This is a genomic window from Shewanella maritima, from assembly GCF_043643735.1.
Classification (GTDB): Bacteria; Pseudomonadota; Gammaproteobacteria; order Enterobacterales; family Shewanellaceae; genus Shewanella; species Shewanella maritima_A.
Map to the genome: position 1 here is coordinate 146,235 of NZ_JBHZSM010000002.1, position 17,804 is coordinate 164,038.

Here is a 17,804-nt window from a genome sequence, read left to right on the forward strand (position 1 = left end):
TTAAAATGATAATAAAATAGAATGTGATGACGGACTATGCTTTCTAAACTATGGAAGCGTCAAGCTCCGCAAATGGTCGGGATAGATATTGGATCCCATGAAATAAAAGCCATATTGCTAAGCAAGACTGCTGATGGATACAAAATTCAGAATTATACTACAGCCCCTGTTCGTAAAGGTGCCGTGGTGGATCATGAAATTCGAGATATGGACGCTGTTCAAGATTCACTGCAGCAGATTAGACGCGGTTTGCCTAAATCTGCAAAGTTTGCAGCGGTTGCAGTGTCTGGCTCTGCTGTCATGACGAAAGTGATTTACATGGATTCTTCATTAAATGAAGAAGAGATGGAAGCACAGATTGAAATTGAAGCAGATAATCTCATTCCTTATTCACTCGATGAAGTCAGTATTGATTTTGAAACTCTCACGACAAATCAAACCGATCCAACCAAGGTTGATGTGCTGTTAAGTGCATGCCGCACAGAAAACATTGATTCGAGAGTTGATGCGCTTGATATCATTGAGCTGGACACTAAGGTTGTAGATGTAGAAGCCTATGCTTTGGGACGTTCTGCTGAACTTATTTACGATCAATTACCTGATGGTGCCAAAGAAAAGTCTATCGCGATGGTAGATGTAGGTGCCAATATGACGACTTTTGCTGTTGTTGAAAATGGTGAAACTAGTTTCATAAGAGAGCAAGCTTTTGGTGGGGAATTATATACTCAATCCATTTTGTCTTTCTATGGTATGACTCACGAGGAAGCCGAGAAAGCCAAGCTCGCTGGTGAATTGCCTCGAAACTATATGTTTGAAGTATTATCGCCATTCCAAACTCAGCTCCTGCAACAAATCAAGCGTACAATTCAAATTTATTGCACTTCTAGTGGTAATGAAAAGGTCGATTATATCGTGCTTTGTGGCGGCACTGCTGCACTGGAAGGGATGGCTGGCTTGATCACTTCTGAATTAGGCGTGCATGCAATTGTTGCAGACCCATTCCAGGGGTGTCTCCATGCTGAAGAAGATGTGAAATCTGCGCTGCAGCCAATCATTAGTAAGTATATGGTTGCTGGTGGACTGGCGTTAAGGAGTTATGCTCAATGGCGAACATAAACTTATTACCTTGGCGTGAAGAGGCTAGGGAGAAACAAAAACGCGATTATATTGGCATTCTCGCTTTAGTCTTTTTAGTGACATCGTTAGCCATCTATTTATTTCTTGGCTTTATTGAGCTTGTAACTGATGACCAAAGGCAGCGAAATACTTACCTGTCTAATGAAATCAGTTTGCTAGATGCACAAATTGCAGAAATTAAAAAAATTACAGAGCGTAAAAAAGATATTGAGAGACGCACGGATATCATTTTAGAGCTTCAGCAATCGAGTAATTTGCCGACACATGTATTAGATGAGCTAGTCCGTATCGTGCCTGCGGGCATCTATTTATCTAGCATTGAGAAAAGCGGTAGCCTGTTATGGATTGAAGGTCGCAGTGAGTCAAATAACAATGTGGCAAACATGATGCGTAAGGTGAAAACATCCGAATATCTTCATGATCCAAGCATGCAGTCAATTGTTACTCAAAATGAAGCACTTCGTCAGTTACAGAGGTTTAGGCTTCGCGTAACGATTAAAGAAATTGCATTGCGCTTGTCTGACGAACAAGGAGCGATCAAATGAACCTCGATTTAGACCAGTTTAATGACATTGATTTTGAGAATATCGGCAGTTGGCCAAAACTCGTCAAAATAGTATTTGCTGTATTTCTTGCTGCGTGTGTGACAGGGGCTAGCTATTACTTGTTTATTTCTGATGCCATTTCCATTATGGATGCAGAAAAGAAAAAAGAAGTGGAATTACGCACAGATTTCGAGAATAAATATCGATTAGCGGCTAACCTTAAACTATACAGAGAACAATTGGTTATCATGGAAGCTCAGTTTGCAGAACTGTTGAAAATGCTGCCTTCTGAAAATGAAATGCCAGGGTTACTTGATGATGTTACTTTTGTGGCAACTGATGCGGGGCTGAGAATTAATAGTTTAGATTGGGAAGATGAAATTAGTCGTGATTTCTATATCGAATTCCCAATTAAAATGAGTGTTCAAGGCGATTATCACCAACTTGGGCATATGGTTAGCGGCATTGCAAAGCTGCCCCGTATCGTGAGTTTGCATGACTTTGTTATCAGACGAAGTGATGAAGGTGGACTTTCTATGGATATCCTAGCAAAGACCTACCGCTTCAAAGAAGGTGCTGAATTACCAAAAGAAACAGCAGGAGGTAAAAAATGAGAATAAAGCCTCTATTTTTGTTGCCTTTTTTAGCGCCAACTTTCCTGCTTTCCGGCTGTATTGGTGACCACAGTGATTTAGAGTTATTTGTTACCACGACGAAAGCACAGCATGTTGCACGTATTCCGCCTCTGAAAGAGACGCCAAAGTTTGAACATTTTGCTTATCAAGCTGAGCTTATGCGTAGCCCTTTTGTGCCACCTTCTCGTGAGCTAACTGAAGAAGTGATTGATACCACTAAAGACTGTTTACAGCCTGACCTTAAACGTCGTAAAAGTCGACTGGAAACCTATGCGATTGATAACTTACGCATGCGTGGGACATTAAGCGATGATGGTGAGGTTTGGGCATTGATTGAGACTGCTGATGCAAATGTTTACCGAGTTGGTGAGGGTGAGTTTTTAGGTTTGTATCACGGTCGAATAGCCTCGGTAACACCAAAATATATCGAAATTATAGAATTAATTCCTGATGGTTCAGGTTGTTGGGCGGAAAGGCCAAGCAACTTAGAACTTTCTGGTCAATAACGTGCGAAGGGATGAGGGAATAATGAAATCTTCTGCCACGATGAAAGCAAGTACAGCAACAACTCTTTTTAACACACTAATGAGTGTCTTTTTGGTTGTTGGCCTAGTACCCAATGCATTAGCTGCGAATCGCCTAATGGATGTTAAGTATCACTCTGTTGTTGACCATCAATTAGAAATTGAACTGGTTTTTGAGTCGGATATCGATGATCCAACTTTGGACTTGTCAGCTAAGCCAAGTGAAATCAATTTAAGCTTTAATGAAACGATTTCAAACTTAGCAAAAAATGATCTTACTGTTGAAAGAGTTGGTGTCGAGTCAATCACCGCACAGCAAGTTGCATCCGACTTACAGGTTGTTGTGTTATTAGAGAATGTAAAACCGTATCAAGGAAAGGTAGTAGGTAATACATACCGTTTGACCATTAATGATGACGTTATCGACAGTTCAACGGGGGCAAATCCCTTTGTAAATAGTATCGATAGCATTGATTTTCGTCGCAACACCAAAGGTGGCGGTGAATTGCTGGTCAATTTAAATAATCCAACGGTTGCAGCGAACGTTGAACAGGTAGGCTCAAAACTTGAGATCAAGCTATACAATACTGGAATCAGCGATGATTTGTTGTATGTCATGGACGTACAGGATTTTGCAACACCAGTGACAAGTTTTGAAACATTCAATGAAGATTTAACCGCTCGAATTCTTATGGATGTTGAAGGCCACTATGATTACAACTATAAGCAAGATGGTAATGTTTTTCAGCTCAGCATCAATAAAGTAGAGCGTGTATCGGTAACGAAAGAGGATAAGAAATACAACGGTAAATCTTTATCTTTAAACTTTCAAAAAATATCCGTACGAACTGTGTTGCAGATTATTGCCGATTACAACAACTTTAACCTTGTGACAAGTGACACGGTCGAGGGCGATATTACACTTAGGTTAGACGATGTGCCTTGGGATCAAGCGTTAGATTTAATCTTGCAAACAAAAGGCTTAGATAAGCGTATTGAAGGCAATATTTTAATGGTTGCCCCAAGTGAAGAGCTTGCGATAAGAGAAAGTAACGACCTGAAAAATCAGCAAGAAGTGAAAGAGTTAGCCCCACTTTATTCTGAATATATTCAAATCAACTATGCTAAAGCAGCTGATATTGCAGAATTACTTAAAGGAGAAGATTCTAGCTTGTTATCTAGTCGTGGTAGTGTTGCCGTTGATGAACGTACTAATACATTACTGGTGAAAGATACCGCTGAAATTTTAGAGAATGTACATCGTTTAACAGACGTACTAGATATTCCGATTAAGCAGGTGTTAATTGAATCACGTATGGTCACCGTAAAAGATAATATTTCTGAAGATTTAGGTATCCGCTGGGGCATCACAGATCAGCAAGGTACTAAAGGTACATCTGGCTCGCTTGAGGGGGCAGGAGATATTGCCAATGGCATTATACCAGGTCTAGATGATCGCTTAAATGTGAATCTGCCTGCTGCTGCATCAGGTGCTACTAGTATTGCTTTCCATGTGGCTAAGTTATCTGATGGCACAGTGCTTGATTTAGAGTTAAGCGCACTTGAGCAAGAGAACAAGGGTGAAATTATTGCTAGCCCACGAATTACTACATCTAATCAGAAAGCTGCTTATATTGAGCAAGGTGTAGAGATTCCATATGTTGAATCAGCATCGAGTGGGGCCACTTCAGTTACCTTTAAGAAAGCCGTACTGTCATTACGTGTGACACCACAAATTACCCCTGATGATAAAGTTATTTTGGATCTAGAAATTACTCAAGATTCACAAGGTACGACAGTGCAGACACCGACAGGTGAAGCGGTTTCCATTGATACCCAACGTATTGGTACTCAGGTACTAGTAGATAATGGCGAAACTATTGTCTTAGGCGGTATCTATCAACAAAACCTCATCAGTCGAGTGAGTAAAGTACCTGTATTAGGTGATATTCCATTAGTCGGTTTCCTATTTAGAAATACCTCAGACAGTAATGAGCGTCAGGAACTACTTATCTTTGTCACACCTAAGATTGTGAGTGATCAACGTTAGTTAGATTTAGACTTAAACTTAAACATGAAAGCCAGCTAAATCATTGCTGGCTTTTTTATTGATGTATTTAGGCTTTTCTAATTACTGCCAGCAGTCAGCCTGAGGAGTAAATCAGTCATCTATGATAATAAATTTACCTTTAATTGTACTGATGACTTGCCAGCCATAGCCCTAACTGAGATAATCCCCCGTCAAGTCTCAATAGAGCAAGGTAATATATAGGTCGACTTGTTAATTAAGTCGAAAGGCACTTTTTTTATATAAGATTCAGACGTATCCGAAATGGCTGAAAAACGTAATATTTTTCTGGTAGGCCCTATGGGCGCAGGCAAAAGCACAATTGGTCGACACTTAGCTCAATTGCTGCATTTAGAATTCCACGACTCAGATCACGAGATTGAAAAACGCACAGGCGCAGATATCGCTTGGGTATTTGATGTAGAAGGTGAAGAAGGTTTCCGTCGTCGTGAAACACAAGTCATTGCAGACCTTTCTGAGAGGCAAGGTATCGTTTTGGCAACCGGTGGCGGTTCAGTACAGAGCAAAGACATTCGAAACTTTCTTTCTGCTCGTGGCATTGTTGTTTATCTAGAAACAACGATTGATAAGCAAGTTGCAAGAACTCAGCGTGACAAGCGCCGTCCTTTATTGCAAGTTGACGATCCACGAGAAGTACTTGAGCAATTAGCAGATACTCGCAATCCTCTTTATGAAGAAATTGCGGATGTAATTGTTAAGACCGATGAGCAAAGCGCTAAAGTTGTTGCGAATCAAATTATTGAGCAATTAGGTTTTTAGGTAAATGTATGCAGCAAATTTTGGTTGATTTGGGAGACAGAACATATCCAATCTCTATTGGTCAATCATTGCTGAAACAGCCTAAACTTTTTGATCAAGATTTAGCTCAAAAAAAAATACTCATTGTTACTAATGACACCATCGCCCCCCTTTATCTGAAAAGGTTAGAAGGGGTGTTGGCTGGCTGTACCCAAGTGGAAAGTGTTGTGTTGCCTGATGGCGAACAATACAAAACACTTGAGTATCTTAATCATATCTTTACTCATTTACTTGAAGCTAACTATGCTCGCGATTGTGTGCTAATTGCACTGGGTGGTGGCGTTATTGGTGATATGACAGGCTATGCTGCAGCTAGCTATCAACGTGGTGTTGATTTTATTCAAATTCCTACCACACTACTGTCCCAAGTTGACTCTTCTGTTGGAGGCAAAACGGCAGTCAATCATGCTCTAGGTAAGAATATGATAGGCGCGTTTTACCAACCTAAACAAGTCATAATTGATACGGATTGTTTAACTACGTTACCTGCAAAAGAATTCGCCGCAGGTATGGCTGAAGTAATCAAATACGGCATTATTTGGGACCAAGACTTCTTTCACTGGCTAGAAGACAATGTTGAGCAATTAAAGCGCTTAGATACTCAAGCTTTGATTTATGCTATTGAACGCTGTTGTCAGATTAAAGCAGATGTCGTAGCGCAAGATGAAACTGAACGTGGGGTCAGGGCTTTATTAAACCTTGGTCATACCTTCGGTCATGCAATAGAAGCTGAAATGGGTTATGGTGAGTGGCTCCATGGTGAAGCTGTTGCAGTAGGTACGATTCTTGCTGCAGAAACCGCGAATAGATTAAATCTCATTGAACCGTCAATAGTTTGCCGAATTCGTGCAATTCATGCCGCATTTGACCTGCCTATTGTTGCACCAAGCTCAATGGATTTTAATAGTTTTATTAAACATATGCGCCGTGATAAGAAAGTGCTCGCTGGTAAAATCAGATTAATTCTACCGACGAGTATTGGAACTGCAGATGTCTATAGTGATGTGAGCGAAGACATTCTTAAGCAGGTGATTGAAGGCGCATAAACTTCCATGGTGGGATAGTGTCAGCGCATCAATTATTGTTACCGTCACAAGAATCATTACTTCAACGTATTGCTCATGTCGTTTCATTTAGCGAGCAAGTCGCGGTTGTATCTGGTGACGCCGGTTCAGGTAAGTCTACTCTGGTCACTGCATTAGCCAGTGAAATGGATGAGTATAATTGTGCGTTAGTCGTATGCCCTCTGCATGCTGACAGTGCAGAAATTCGCAGAAAAATTCTCATCCAGCTGATCAATTCTCCCATTTTTGACGACGAAGTTTCCCTGCTCGATACCGTATCTAGGTTACAACAAAAACTACAAAAGCCACTTCATATCATTATTGATGATGCTCACTTGATGCCTCTCGATATCTGGGCTGAGTGTATTTTACTTAGCCAAGTTCATTGCGCTAATCGTCCGGTAGCAATCACAGTGACTGTCTCTGAAGGCTATTGGTCTCAACTTATCGTTCAATTACCTGAGAACTTTCGTCAGTGGATGATGCAAATGTCGATTGATGCCTTACCTTTAGCTGAGCGTGAAGGTTTGTACCAAAGCTTATTGCTAAGAAGTGGTGCTAATCCGTTCATCTCTCGCGATATCATTAGGGATCGATTAGCAAAACAAACTGGTACGCCTCAGGAAGTGTTAGATCAGCTCCAATTGGCTTTGTCTCCACAAGAAGAACCGAAAAAAACTTGGCTTAATTGGCTTAATAAGTGGTCAGTTGGCCTATCCGTGTCTGTTGCTGTGATGGTTAGCGTTATTGCTGGATGGTTTTATGTTAGCAAGTCAGTAAAGCAGGTTGATGTCGTGGAAACGCGAGCGTTGACTGTGGAAGAGTCACAGAAACGCGATGCGGCTATAAAGTATTTACATCAAGTTGGATTAGGTCATGTTACTGCAAGTAAGCAAATAGTCTCGAGGAATGAGGTGGACTCAAACAAGCTAGAAATAAACAAAGAGAAGCAGAGTATTAATCAGTCTCATATGTTTGTTGAGCAGCGTGTTGTTCCATTGGTCTCTACAGAAAATAATGTGACTTTGCCACACATTGAAGAAAAACAAGTGCAAGATGAGTTACTTGAAGACAGTGAAGTCATTAAAAATAAGCTAGTGCCTCAAACAGATGGAAAGCCCACTACTCAGAGTTCTGAGAGGGGAGCAGTGCCTAAACCTACAGTTGAACTCAATCAAGTCGCAGAGTTATCGAACTTCGCTGAAACAGAGCAAGAACAACTGACCATGCAGGGTTTTACATTGCAATTAGCCAATGTAAGCCAACGAAAATCCCTTTCGTCTTTTTACAGCCAACTTTCTGAAGAGCAGGACTTAATTGTTAGCCAATACAAAAACAGCTACGTGCTATTTTTAGGGCAATTTGCGACCCGCGCTCAAGCGAAAGATAAAGCCATTGAATTACAGAAAATACACGGATTTGCTATACCCTGGGTGCGAAATTGGGATGACTTAACAGAGTACAAAATATTGGCCAATGAGGCTAACTAAGCGGTGATAATTGATTGTAAACAGAGTACAATCGTCATCTTCATCAGTCAGATTTAAATCCCATTTAATGATTAAAAAGCATAGAGCCTTCCTTAAGTGGGCAGGTGGCAAATACAAACTAGTCGATGAGTTAACTAAACATTTACCGTCAGGGAAAAGACTAGTCGAACCATTTGTTGGTGCAGGCTCCGTTTTTTTAAATACTGATTACGATGAGTATTTGCTATGTGATATCAACCAAGACCTGATTAATCTGTATGAAGTGGTAAAAAACCAACCAGATAAATATATCACAGCAGCTAAGGCGATGTTTGTTGAGCAAATGAACTGCAAGCAGGCTTATTACCGTGTTCGCGCTGAGTTTAACGATACTGATGACCCATTTTTACGTTCAGTGTATTTCTTATACATGAACCGACATGGCTTTAATGGTTTATGCAGATACAACCGTAAAGGCGGTTTTAATGTGCCTTTCGGTTCTTACAAGAAACCTTATTTCCCTGAAAAAGAGTTATGGTATTTTTCAGAAAAATCCCAAAATGCCACCTTTAAATGCGTAAGCTATCAGCAGGCTTTTGCTATGGCTACCGCAGGTGATGTTATTTATTGTGACCCGCCATACGCTCCATTATCATCTACTGCAAGTTTCACCACCTATGCTGGGAACGGCTTTAGTTTGGATGATCAAGCATTGCTCGCTAGGCACTCTCGCCATATTGCGCATAAACAGAATATTCCGGTAGTAATTAGCAACCATGATATCCCGCTTACAAGAGAGCTTTACCATGGCGCTAGCCATGCCACAGTTCAAGTGCAGCGCAATATCAGCCAGAAAGGAAGTTCGCGAACCAAGGTGGATGAAATCATCGCGTTATATGATCATCTATACCAAGATGAAGAGTATTAGCGATAAAGTTTAATGTTCAAGCCGAGTTATTCTTCCATAGCTTAATAGTATTACTTCGATTTTCTTTTGTTCGTCATATTGCATTTAGATCACTATCACCTCGGGCTAGCCAGCCCATATCAACAATGATGTCGCTGGTATTAGATAAGCATTGGATAATGATGTTATTTAAGCTCAGGGGGAACTCTTTGTTGTGAGAAAGGTAATGTGAAGTGAGCTTTGTTAACAACTAAGGCTGTTGATTCAAGACGAGATTAACTAACAAAATCAGTGCTAATACCAAGAACAAAGCTAAAATAACTCCCATCACGATGAAGGGTAAGGGCGATGAAGTAGAAAAATCGCGCTGTCTATTTTTATCAGTCTGCACTCCAAAAAAAGCAGCTAGCGTGCTAAACAATAACTCCCAAAAACGCATTAGCCTTTGAGGTGGTCAGCATTATTGGAGCTTGGCAAATCTGATACTGGCTCACTGTTCCGGCTGTGTAGTAGCTCCAATAAGTCAATGAAGTGAAACTGTGTTGAACGGCTGTTGCCAGTTAACCATTTCCCCCAGCTGACATCATCGCCTTGAGTCGCACAGCGATTACTCGGGTGGCTAGATGGAAGGCTTGTGTTATAGCTTGTATCAGAATCACATACACAGGCTTGCGTACTGAGATCTTCAGTTGAGGACTGCGACATCACAGTAAACGTTAACCCAAGTGCGCTTAAAGCAAGCGAAGCTGAGGTAAGTTTTACTGTTGTTGTATTTAATCGTTCGAGAAGATTTTTAGCTGACTTGTTCATAGCTGATTCCTTGCTTACAACGCGCCAATCAATAACACAGAATTAAGACGACCTAGATTATAGCAAAACTGATTAGTTTATGAACATATGTTTTTTGATAAATTGCACTTTATTTTCTTACCAAAGCTGGTAGGCGCTGTGAAAAATTGAGCTATTAGGTTAAACCTTCTAATCAGTGGATGACGCTAGCGTGCACAATATGCGCAGTTTTATAGTTTAATTTGAGTTCTGCACTGGTTGATATGTTCGACAGCGGGTAAAATACGGCTTTACTATTTGGCCACTACTTTGCGTAAAGGGAACACCATGCGCCCATATCTAATCGCTCCTTCAATCTTATCTGCTGACTTTGCTCGTTTAGGCGAAGACGTTGATGCTGTGCTCAATGCGGGTGCAGATGTCGTTCACTTTGATGTAATGGATAACCATTATGTGCCTAATTTAACAATTGGCCCTATGGTATGTCAGGCGCTACGAGACTATGGCGTCACGGCTGAAATTGATGTGCATTTAATGGTTAAACCTGTAGATCGTATTATCCCAGACTTTGCTAAAGCAGGTGCGTCGATCATTACTTTCCACCCAGAAGCATCAGAGCATGTTGACCGCACACTGCAATTGATTAAAGAGTCAGGTTGTAAGGCTGGCTTAGTATTTAATCCCGCGACATCATTACATTATTTAGATCACGTCATGGATAAGTTAGATGTGATTTTGCTGATGTCTGTCAATCCAGGTTTTGGGGGGCAGTCATTTATTCCTTCAACATTAGATAAGTTACGCCAAGTGCGTGAGCGCATTGATGCAAGTGGCTATGATATTCGCCTAGAAGTGGATGGTGGTGTTAAAGTCGACAATATTGCTGAAATTGCACAAGCTGGTGCTGATATGTTTGTAGCGGGTTCAGCTATTTTCAACCAACCAGACTACAAAGCTGTGATAGATGAAATGCGCCTTGAATTAGCGAAAGTTGAGCCTAAATAGCATGACAAAAACACCTTGGCAGGCTGTAAAAGTTATCGCGTTTGACCTTGATGGTACATTAGTTGATAGTGTGCCAGATTTGGCTGCAGCGACCAATGCCACATTATCAGAACTCAATTTAGCTAATGCACAAGAGCAACAGGTTCGAAGCTGGGTAGGTAATGGTGCAAAAGTGTTGATGACACGTGCGTTAAGTTTTGCACAGCCCAATAAACCTGTTGATGAAATAAACCAACAGTTAGACTCAGTGATGCCAAGATTCATGCATCATTATGGTTTGCATCTTGAAAAGCACAGTGAGTTATACCCTGAGGTACTTGAGACGTTAACCAAGTTTAAAACATCAGGTTATAAAATGGCGGTTGTCACTAATAAGCCATATGAATTTACTATTCCTTTGTTAAAGTCATTTGGGCTTTTCGATTTTTTCGAACAGATACTAGGTGGTGACTCTTTGACAAGAATGAAGCCAGATCCTTTGCCTTTAATCCATCTAATTGACTTCTGGGACGTAGCACCACATCAGCTTTTGATGGTTGGTGATTCAAAAAATGATATCCTAGCGGCTAAATCGGCCCAAGTTTTATCAATTGGCTTGACCTATGGCTATAACTACGGTGAACATATTGGACTAAGTTCACCAGATGCAGTTTGTGAGTCATTCTCACAAGTTGGCGATTTACTTTTAAATTAATATTGGAGCAATATTTCAAATGACTAAACCCATAGTTTTTAGCGGTGCGCAGCCATCAGGCGAATTAACCATAGGCAATTATATGGGCGCATTACGTCAATGGGTGTCGATGCAAGATAGTCATGATTGTATTTATTGTGTTGTTGATTTGCATGCGATTACAGTACGCCAAGATCCAAAAGTGCTGCGTGAAGCCTGTTTAGATACACTGGCGTTGTATTTGGCATGTGGGGTTGATCCGCAAAAGAGTACTGTGTTCATTCAGTCTCATGTGCCTGAACATACACAGCTTAGCTGGGCGTTAAATTGCTACACCCAAATGGGCGAGCTAAATCGTATGACACAGTTTAAAGATAAGTCTCAAAAACATGCGACCAATATTAATGTTGGTCTGTTTGACTATCCAGTGTTGATGGCTGCAGATATTCTACTTTATCAAGCAAATGAAATCCCTGTTGGCCAAGATCAAATGCAGCATCTTGAATTAACTCGTGATATTGCTAATCGCTTTAATAATGCATATGGCGACACATTCACCATTCCTGAAGCATTTATTCCTAAGCAAGGTGCTAAAGTGATGTCTCTACAAGAGCCGCTTAAGAAAATGTCTAAGTCAGATGAAAATCGCAATAACGTGATTGGTTTGCTAGAAGAGCCAAAAGCCATCATGAAGAAAGTCAAAAAAGCGATGACGGATAGTGAAGAGCCACCTATTGTGCGTTTTGATCAAGAGCAAAAGCCAGGTGTTTCAAATTTAATGAGCTTGATGTCAGGTTGTAATGGTCAAACCGTTGAGCAAATTGAAAAGGACTTTGAAGGCAAGATGTATGGTCACCTTAAAGTCGCAACAGGTGAAGCTGTTGTCGCGATGCTGGAGCCTATTCAAGCGCGCTATAAAGAGTTAAGAGCAGATACAGCATATCTTGATTCAGTCATGAAGCAAGGTGCTGAGCAAGCACGCGTTAGAGCGGCAGCGACTGTGAAAACTGTCTATGAAAAAATTGGCTTAATTGTTTAATTATTCGCGAATAACTACTTCCGTTTAATCAATAAAAAAAACCAGCACTTATGCTGGTTTTTTATTACTCAGATGAGTGTATATAGCCATATCTTCTAGCTCTCAATATACTCAAATACCTTAATCACTCGCCTTACCCCAGAGGTGTTTCTTGCAACATCTACAGCAAGGTCTGCCTGCTGTTGAGAAACCAATCCGAGTAAAAATACCTCACCATTTTCGGTGACAACTTTAATACGAGTGACATCAAGCTCTTTATTATTGAGCATTCGCGTTTTGACCTTAGTGGTGATCCAAGTGTCATTGCTTCGAGTGGTAAATGAGGTCGGGTTACCAATTCGTATTTGGTTATGAAGCTTGCCTCCAATGTTGAGCTCTTGCACCACATTAACTGCTTTATCACGTAGTACAGAACTTGGAGACTGACCGATCATCAACACATTATTATTCATCACGACACCAGTGATATTAGTCTGCTGCTTAATATCCTCATGTTGTGATAAAGCATTGATGATTTCAAAATCGGCATTGGTGTCACTTAATTGTGTCGACATGCTACGCTCGTCATTGACCATTTTTGCGCCGCCGACAGCCCCAACCATAACTACACCAGCACAGCCTTGCAGCAGTAACGCCAAGGCTATCACTGCAAACGCTTTTATCATGCTTGCTCGTCCTGAGGGAACAGGGTGCGATCAATGTTGTCGCATAAACAGTGGATCACGAGCAAGTGCACTTCTTGAATACGTGCAGTCACATTTGATGGCACACGTACTTCGACATCGCCTGCGCTCATTAAGCCGGCCATGGCGCCGCCATCTTTACCTGTCAGTGCAACAATTGTCATATCGCGGCTAAGCGCAGCTTCCATCGCTTTGATTACGTTACCAGAGTTACCACTGGTTGAAATGGCAAGCAAAATATCACCAGGCTGGCCTAGTGCAAGAATCTGCTTAGAATAAATTTCATCATAGCTGTAATCATTTGCAATCGCTGTGATAGTTGAAGTATCGCAGCTTAATGCGATAGCAGGTAATGGTGGGCGTTCGATTTCATATCGGTTTAGTAATTCCGCTGAGAAGTGTTGTGCGTCACCCGCACTACCACCGTTACCACATGAAAGGATTTTGTTACCGCCAAGTAGACATTGCACCATCATTTCAGCAGCTTTTTCAATTGACTCTGGCAATGCTTCAGCCGCATCAATTTTGGTTTGAATTGACTCTGTGAAACTGTCTTTAATACGATCTAACATCTAATTATCCTTACCTATAAAGAAATGGTGTTGTGCACAAAATGTGACTAAAGCGCTAGCATCACACAATGTGAATAAACTAAAAACATCCCGTAATCCATTGCGTTTGACTCGGCGATATTGCCATTAAATCAAACCGACATGCTGGTGAGATATTGTTTATCTGTAAATAATGGCTCGCAGCCTTTCTAATTCGTTGTATTTGCGCTTTGCTAAGCGCGTTTATTGCGCCACCAAACTGTTCTGATGCTCTGTACTTCACTTCTACAAATATCAGTGTTTGCTGTTCACGCATGATTAAATCTATTTCTCCAAAAGAGTAACGTACATTCGCTTCGACAAATGTCAGCCCCTGTTTTATCAGATACTCTTTTGCCAAAGCTTCAGCACGATCACCTTGCATCATAATGGGCGCAAATTACCGCTTACATATTTTCCCCAAGACAGTTGCCTGTCGATAACCCCTTGCGGATTGACAGTCAGTACGCCACTTCTACCGTTAAATTGGTAGCCTGGGAAAGCGCGCATTTGCGCTAAACGGTTTATCAGTTCAACTGAATCAAAACCCATGACGAACAGGCGTTTTTTACTGTTGCTCCAAGTATGCCACAGCTGGTTTACCATTCTGGTTTCGTTACTTGATTGCATTAACCAAGGTATGTCACTCATCATGGTGCCATTGAGTTCAGGCGTTGCTTGACCATCACGCGTGCTGACACGTCCTCTGCTGCTAGTATACAAAGCTATAGGCTTCGAAAAAACACTAAAGTTCACATCTAAAAAGGGCTTAAGCAAAATTAAGTCCTGTGCACCTGACACCATATAAATAGCATCAATATCTTGGCGAGATCGAAAATCCGCTTCTGTGTTGTTACCAATGAGCTCTTTTATGCGCTGAATACGGGCTTCACTTTCTGACACGCCTAATGCTTGTTTTACCGTAACACGCATTTGATCGCCTGAATCGTAGTAGTGAACTTCAACGTCTGTTTCAGCTAACTCTGTCCAAGCTTCAATAAAGCTTTCAGCCATACGTTTGCCAATACTGTTATTACTGGCAAAGATAAGTGGCTGCTTCACGCCATCATTGAACATTTTAAAAGCCGCATCACTTGCTTCTTGTGCTGGTGAAAGCGAGAAGTAAAATTGGTTTGGGTTAACCTCAAATTTATCCACTTGATTCAAAAACAGTTGCGGAATGTGATTAGTTTGTTCAGCTTGGAGCTGGTGAAGCGTCTCAACATCTTGGGCAAATAACGGCCCAATAATAAAGTCTACTTCCGCTTGTTCAGCTTGTTGGTATGCTGCAGCAATGCCTTTTTCAGTATCAAAGAACTGTAAGTCGAACTGGGTTTGCTGCGACAAATAGCTCGCCATGATGCCTTGTTTAATGGGTTCAGCAACTGTTGCTCTATTACCTGATAAAGGCAGTAATACTGCTACTGTCTGTGGGTTAAAAGGTCTGGCATTCAATGCTTGTTCTAAATCCGTTGGTAACTGGATAGCCGCTGGGTGACTTGGGTTTTGTTGTTGCCACTGCCCAAGGTAGCTGACCAACTGACTTGGCGTTACAGCATAGTGTTTGGCAATATAAGCCAGTTGTAACCAGCCAGAGAATATTGGGTTAGACTTGTCATTCATAAACACGCGCAGTGTTTCTTCATGGAGCGGTTGCAGCATGTTCCAAATATCATCATTAACCAATACAGCCTCATCTTTTGAGACATACTGGCTTAAAAAGCTTAGCTGTCTTGCCTGATCTATCGGTTGATTATTACGCTGATAAAGGTTGGCTTTGTATTGATAGTAATTGGCCATTTGCCAACGAGGTAGCTGCCATTGACTGGGATAATTGAGCTGCTTAATCGCAGCAGAAACCGATGTTGTTTTTTCAGTAACAATTGCACTTAAAAAGCGTTGTTGTGCCAATAAACTGCTATCATTGCCCAGCTTTAATGAGCGAAGTACTTTATTTGCCGCATCATAGTTCCCCTCATTGATGTATGCATGAGCGGCTAAAAGCAAATAGCGCTGCTGTTTACCTGTGTCTTGGGTGTTTTGCGCCTCATTAACGTACACTTTCGCGGAATGCTTTACCGTTTCCATTGATGTGTCAATGGTTGTGGTAGCGTGATCGGTTTGCGTCGCACAACCAGCTAAAAACGCTGATAATAGCAATGCTCCGACAAATTTTGTTGTGGTCAGTCTTTTCAACACAGGTCTTCACTCTGTTAATATACTGGCAATAGTTTAACCTGCTCTTGGACTTGGTTAAAGTCTCAGGTCAATGAATATGAGGTAGTTATGGAGCATACCACCGCTCTTTACATTGTGCCGACACCAATCGGCAATTTAGATGATATCAGCACCAGAGCTATCGAGGTATTGAACCAAGTTAATCTCATTGCCTGTGAAGACACGCGTCACAGTGGCAAATTACTCAGCCACTTTGGGGTTGAAACCCGCAAAACGGCTTTACATGATCACAATGAACGAGATAGAGCTCAATGGATTGTGTCTCAATTGGAACAAGGTCTTTCCGTCGCACTCATTTCAGATGCTGGTACGCCCCTCATTTCAGATCCAGGTTATCACCTCGTTAATCATGTACGTCAAGCTGGCCATAGAGTGATCCCTTTACCGGGGGCTTGTGCTGCGATTACAGCGCTAAGTGCATCTGGTTTACCGTCAGATCGATTTTCGTTTGAAGGTTTTTTACCTGCAAAGGAAAAAGGGCGTATCGATAAACTGACTGAATTGGTTGAAGACCCTCGCACTTTGATTTTTTATGAATCACCTCACCGAATCGTACATAGCCTGACGTCAATCGTTACTGTATTGGGTGAGCAGCGACAAGTCGTGATGGCACGTGAGTTAACGAAAACCTTTGAGACATTTTTATCGGGCACTGCTACTGAAGTATTGAAAACGGTGCAAGATGATCCCAATCAGCAACGCGGCGAAATCGTGTTGATGTGTCATGGTTATCGTGCTGAGCAAGCCAGTGAAATATCGCCTGAAGCGATAAAAACACTCACTATTTTAGTGCAAGAATTACCGCTGAAGAAAGCCGCAGCCTTAGCTGCACAAATCCATGGATTGAAAAAAAACGCCTTGTATAAATATGGCTTAGCAGAAGGTTTATAACCTCACTCTGATTGGGCTGCATAAAGTGGCAGCCCTAAATTCCCCCCGTAAACCTTTGCTTGTCTGCAATTCTTATCTGATTGCTTTTGTGAATTACTATCCTGTGGTTCTCGCTTGAAGTTAAATCTTGCTTATATATGATAAGTTAATCATTTCATAACGATTCTTGGAGTCAGTTTGCAACAGTTTTTATTAATGGGTATTCCAAGTAATGCATCACTTGCTCTGGCGGCCATACTGGTCACTTTGGTGTTGATTTGTGTCATGCTTTGGCTCAAACCTATGCCGAGCAACGCCAAATATGCCGGTTTAGGTATTGTGATTGCTGTGATTGGTGTCTTTAGTTATGTGCTATATCGCGCTAACGATGCAAAAATCATTTTGACCCCGGATCAATTGATAGTCGATATCCCCCTCTATAAACAAACATTGTCGTTATCTGAAATTCAGTTTCAACAGGTTAGCTTTTATAATGCCAATGACCCTGAGTTGTCTCCCAAGTGGCGTCAAAATGGAATGGGATTGCCGGGTTATTTACTTGGGTGGTTCAAATTGAAAAATGGCGATAAGGCGTTAATGTCTAGTGCTAATATGCAGCATGGGGTGATGATACCAACCACACAAGGTTATACCATCATAGTGAGTGTTCAGCAGCCTAAGTTATTACTTGAACAATTACAGGCGTTGTCGGTTGATGGCAGCTAGCAATAGTTGCTGAGGAAATTGTC

20 protein-coding genes are annotated in these 17,804 nt (G+C 41.4%); 14 read left to right on the plus strand and 6 right to left on the minus strand.

The features are described 5' to 3' along the window. The first annotated feature begins 36 nt into the window (after positions 1–36). From ACHUGF_RS02820 to ACHUGF_RS02860, 9 genes are all read left to right on the plus strand, one after another. Positions 37–1,116 (plus strand): pilus assembly protein PilM, encoded by a 1,080-nt coding sequence (locus ACHUGF_RS02820; protein WP_394129264.1) that lies wholly within the window; start codon positions 37–39, stop codon positions 1,114–1,116. Next, complete coding sequence (locus ACHUGF_RS02825; RefSeq protein ID WP_394129265.1) at positions 1,104–1,682, plus strand: PilN domain-containing protein; 579 nt, start codon at positions 1,104–1,106, stop codon at positions 1,680–1,682. The genes ACHUGF_RS02820 and ACHUGF_RS02825 overlap by 13 nt, the downstream gene beginning before the upstream one ends. Continuing rightward, a complete protein-coding gene (locus ACHUGF_RS02830; protein ID WP_394129266.1) occupies positions 1,679–2,296 on the plus strand; it encodes a type IV pilus inner membrane component PilO in 618 nt (205 codons plus the stop codon). The genes ACHUGF_RS02825 and ACHUGF_RS02830 overlap by 4 nt, the downstream gene beginning before the upstream one ends. Further along, complete coding sequence (locus ACHUGF_RS02835) at positions 2,293–2,823, plus strand: pilus assembly protein PilP (RefSeq protein WP_394129267.1); 531 nt, start codon at positions 2,293–2,295, stop codon at positions 2,821–2,823. The genes ACHUGF_RS02830 and ACHUGF_RS02835 overlap by 4 nt, the downstream gene beginning before the upstream one ends. Before the next feature lie 79 nt (positions 2,824–2,902). Continuing rightward, the gene (locus ACHUGF_RS02840) at positions 2,903–4,891 is read left to right on the plus strand and encodes a type IV pilus secretin PilQ (RefSeq protein ID WP_394129537.1); all 1,989 of its coding nucleotides are present in this window, start codon (positions 2,903–2,905) and stop codon (positions 4,889–4,891) included. A gap of 282 nt (positions 4,892–5,173) precedes the next feature. Next, positions 5,174–5,689 carry a shikimate kinase AroK gene (aroK, locus tag ACHUGF_RS02845; RefSeq protein ID WP_394129268.1) on the plus strand — a complete coding sequence of 172 codons (516 nt, stop codon included), beginning with the start codon at positions 5,174–5,176 and terminating at the stop codon, positions 5,687–5,689. 8 nt (positions 5,690–5,697) lie between these two features. Further along, entirely contained in the window at positions 5,698–6,774 is a 1,077-nt protein-coding gene (gene aroB, locus ACHUGF_RS02850) for a 3-dehydroquinate synthase (protein ID WP_394129269.1), read from the plus strand. A gap of 17 nt (positions 6,775–6,791) precedes the next feature. Continuing rightward, entirely contained in the window at positions 6,792–8,282 is a 1,491-nt protein-coding gene (locus tag ACHUGF_RS02855) for an AAA family ATPase (protein WP_394129270.1), read from the plus strand. Positions 8,283–8,349: 67 nt separating this feature from the next. Further along, the gene (locus ACHUGF_RS02860; protein ID WP_394129271.1) at positions 8,350–9,189 is read left to right on the plus strand and encodes a Dam family site-specific DNA-(adenine-N6)-methyltransferase; all 840 of its coding nucleotides are present in this window, start codon (positions 8,350–8,352) and stop codon (positions 9,187–9,189) included. Between the two features lie 229 nt (positions 9,190–9,418). Here the strand turns inward: ACHUGF_RS02860 and ACHUGF_RS02865 are convergent, their stop codons facing one another. After that, positions 9,419–9,607 carry a DUF2970 domain-containing protein gene (locus ACHUGF_RS02865; protein ID WP_394129272.1) on the minus strand — a complete coding sequence of 63 codons (189 nt, stop codon included), beginning with the start codon at positions 9,605–9,607 and terminating at the stop codon, positions 9,419–9,421. After that, positions 9,607–9,978, minus strand: a complete 372-nt coding sequence (locus ACHUGF_RS02870) for a hypothetical protein (protein WP_394129273.1) — start codon at positions 9,976–9,978, stop codon at positions 9,607–9,609. Before ACHUGF_RS02870 ends, ACHUGF_RS02865 begins: the two co-directional genes overlap by 1 nt. A gap of 306 nt (positions 9,979–10,284) precedes the next feature. On the opposite strand from ACHUGF_RS02870, the gene rpe reads away from it, so the two are divergent. The 3 genes from rpe to trpS are packed head-to-tail and all read left to right on the plus strand — an operon-like array spanning position 10,285 to position 12,674. Further along, the gene (gene rpe / locus ACHUGF_RS02875; RefSeq protein ID WP_394129274.1) at positions 10,285–10,962 is read left to right on the plus strand and encodes a ribulose-phosphate 3-epimerase; all 678 of its coding nucleotides are present in this window, start codon (positions 10,285–10,287) and stop codon (positions 10,960–10,962) included. Between the two features lies 1 nt (position 10,963). Next, entirely contained in the window at positions 10,964–11,656 is a 693-nt protein-coding gene (locus ACHUGF_RS02880) for a phosphoglycolate phosphatase (protein ID WP_394129275.1), read from the plus strand. A 19-nt stretch (positions 11,657–11,675) separates the two neighbouring features. Next, a complete protein-coding gene (gene trpS, locus ACHUGF_RS02885) occupies positions 11,676–12,674 on the plus strand; it encodes a tryptophan--tRNA ligase (protein WP_394129276.1) in 999 nt (332 codons plus the stop codon). A gap of 95 nt (positions 12,675–12,769) precedes the next feature. On the opposite strand, the gene ACHUGF_RS02890 is transcribed toward trpS, so the two are convergent. From ACHUGF_RS02890 to ACHUGF_RS02905, 4 genes are all read right to left on the minus strand, one after another. Further along, positions 12,770–13,339, minus strand: coding sequence for a BON domain-containing protein (locus ACHUGF_RS02890; protein WP_394129277.1), 570 nt, complete (start codon positions 13,337–13,339; stop codon positions 12,770–12,772). Then, entirely contained in the window at positions 13,336–13,929 is a 594-nt protein-coding gene (locus ACHUGF_RS02895) for a phosphoheptose isomerase (RefSeq protein WP_394129278.1), read from the minus strand. Before ACHUGF_RS02895 ends, ACHUGF_RS02890 begins: the two co-directional genes overlap by 4 nt. Positions 13,930–14,008: 79 nt before the next feature. Beyond that, positions 14,009–14,335, minus strand: coding sequence for a YraN family protein (locus ACHUGF_RS02900; RefSeq protein WP_394129279.1), 327 nt, complete (start codon positions 14,333–14,335; stop codon positions 14,009–14,011). Then, positions 14,332–16,146, minus strand: a complete 1,815-nt coding sequence (locus ACHUGF_RS02905; RefSeq protein WP_394129280.1) for a penicillin-binding protein activator — start codon at positions 16,144–16,146, stop codon at positions 14,332–14,334. Before ACHUGF_RS02905 ends, ACHUGF_RS02900 begins: the two co-directional genes overlap by 4 nt. Before the next feature lie 87 nt (positions 16,147–16,233). Here ACHUGF_RS02905 and rsmI point away from each other — a divergent pair, with 87 nt between their 5' ends. Continuing rightward, positions 16,234–17,076, plus strand: coding sequence for a 16S rRNA (cytidine(1402)-2'-O)-methyltransferase (gene rsmI, locus ACHUGF_RS02910; protein WP_394129281.1), 843 nt, complete (start codon positions 16,234–16,236; stop codon positions 17,074–17,076). A 177-nt stretch (positions 17,077–17,253) separates the two neighbouring features. Then, the gene (locus tag ACHUGF_RS02915; RefSeq protein ID WP_394129282.1) at positions 17,254–17,781 is read left to right on the plus strand and encodes a PH domain-containing protein; all 528 of its coding nucleotides are present in this window, start codon (positions 17,254–17,256) and stop codon (positions 17,779–17,781) included. Positions 17,782–17,804 lie beyond the last annotated feature (23 nt).

Bases quoted from the DNA above. Each gene is read 5' to 3' on its own strand.
- ACHUGF_RS02820 (WP_394129264.1), top strand. From the start codon at position 37: ATGCTTTCTAAACTATGGAAGCGTCAAGCTCCGCAAATGGTCGGGATA.
- ACHUGF_RS02825 (WP_394129265.1), top strand. From the start codon at position 1,104: ATGGCGAACATAAACTTATTACCTTGGCGTGAAGAGGCTAGGGAGAAA.
- ACHUGF_RS02830 (WP_394129266.1), top strand. From the start codon at position 1,679: ATGAACCTCGATTTAGACCAGTTTAATGACATTGATTTTGAGAATATC.
- ACHUGF_RS02835 (WP_394129267.1), top strand. From the start codon at position 2,293: ATGAGAATAAAGCCTCTATTTTTGTTGCCTTTTTTAGCGCCAACTTTC.
- ACHUGF_RS02840 (WP_394129537.1), top strand. From the start codon at position 2,903: ATGAGTGTCTTTTTGGTTGTTGGCCTAGTACCCAATGCATTAGCTGCG.
- aroK (WP_394129268.1), top strand. From the start codon at position 5,174: ATGGCTGAAAAACGTAATATTTTTCTGGTAGGCCCTATGGGCGCAGGC.
- aroB (WP_394129269.1), top strand. From the start codon at position 5,698: ATGCAGCAAATTTTGGTTGATTTGGGAGACAGAACATATCCAATCTCT.
- ACHUGF_RS02860 (WP_394129271.1), top strand. From the start codon at position 8,350: ATGATTAAAAAGCATAGAGCCTTCCTTAAGTGGGCAGGTGGCAAATAC.
- ACHUGF_RS02865 (WP_394129272.1), bottom strand. From the start codon at position 9,607: ATGCGTTTTTGGGAGTTATTGTTTAGCACGCTAGCTGCTTTTTTTGGA.
- ACHUGF_RS02870 (WP_394129273.1), bottom strand. From the start codon at position 9,978: ATGAACAAGTCAGCTAAAAATCTTCTCGAACGATTAAATACAACAACA.
- rpe (WP_394129274.1), top strand. From the start codon at position 10,285: ATGCGCCCATATCTAATCGCTCCTTCAATCTTATCTGCTGACTTTGCT.
- ACHUGF_RS02880 (WP_394129275.1), top strand. From the start codon at position 10,964: ATGACAAAAACACCTTGGCAGGCTGTAAAAGTTATCGCGTTTGACCTT.
- trpS (WP_394129276.1), top strand. From the start codon at position 11,676: ATGACTAAACCCATAGTTTTTAGCGGTGCGCAGCCATCAGGCGAATTA.
- ACHUGF_RS02890 (WP_394129277.1), bottom strand. From the start codon at position 13,339: ATGATAAAAGCGTTTGCAGTGATAGCCTTGGCGTTACTGCTGCAAGGC.
- ACHUGF_RS02895 (WP_394129278.1), bottom strand. From the start codon at position 13,929: ATGTTAGATCGTATTAAAGACAGTTTCACAGAGTCAATTCAAACCAAA.
- ACHUGF_RS02900 (WP_394129279.1), bottom strand. From the start codon at position 14,335: ATGATGCAAGGTGATCGTGCTGAAGCTTTGGCAAAAGAGTATCTGATA.
- rsmI (WP_394129281.1), top strand. From the start codon at position 16,234: ATGGAGCATACCACCGCTCTTTACATTGTGCCGACACCAATCGGCAAT.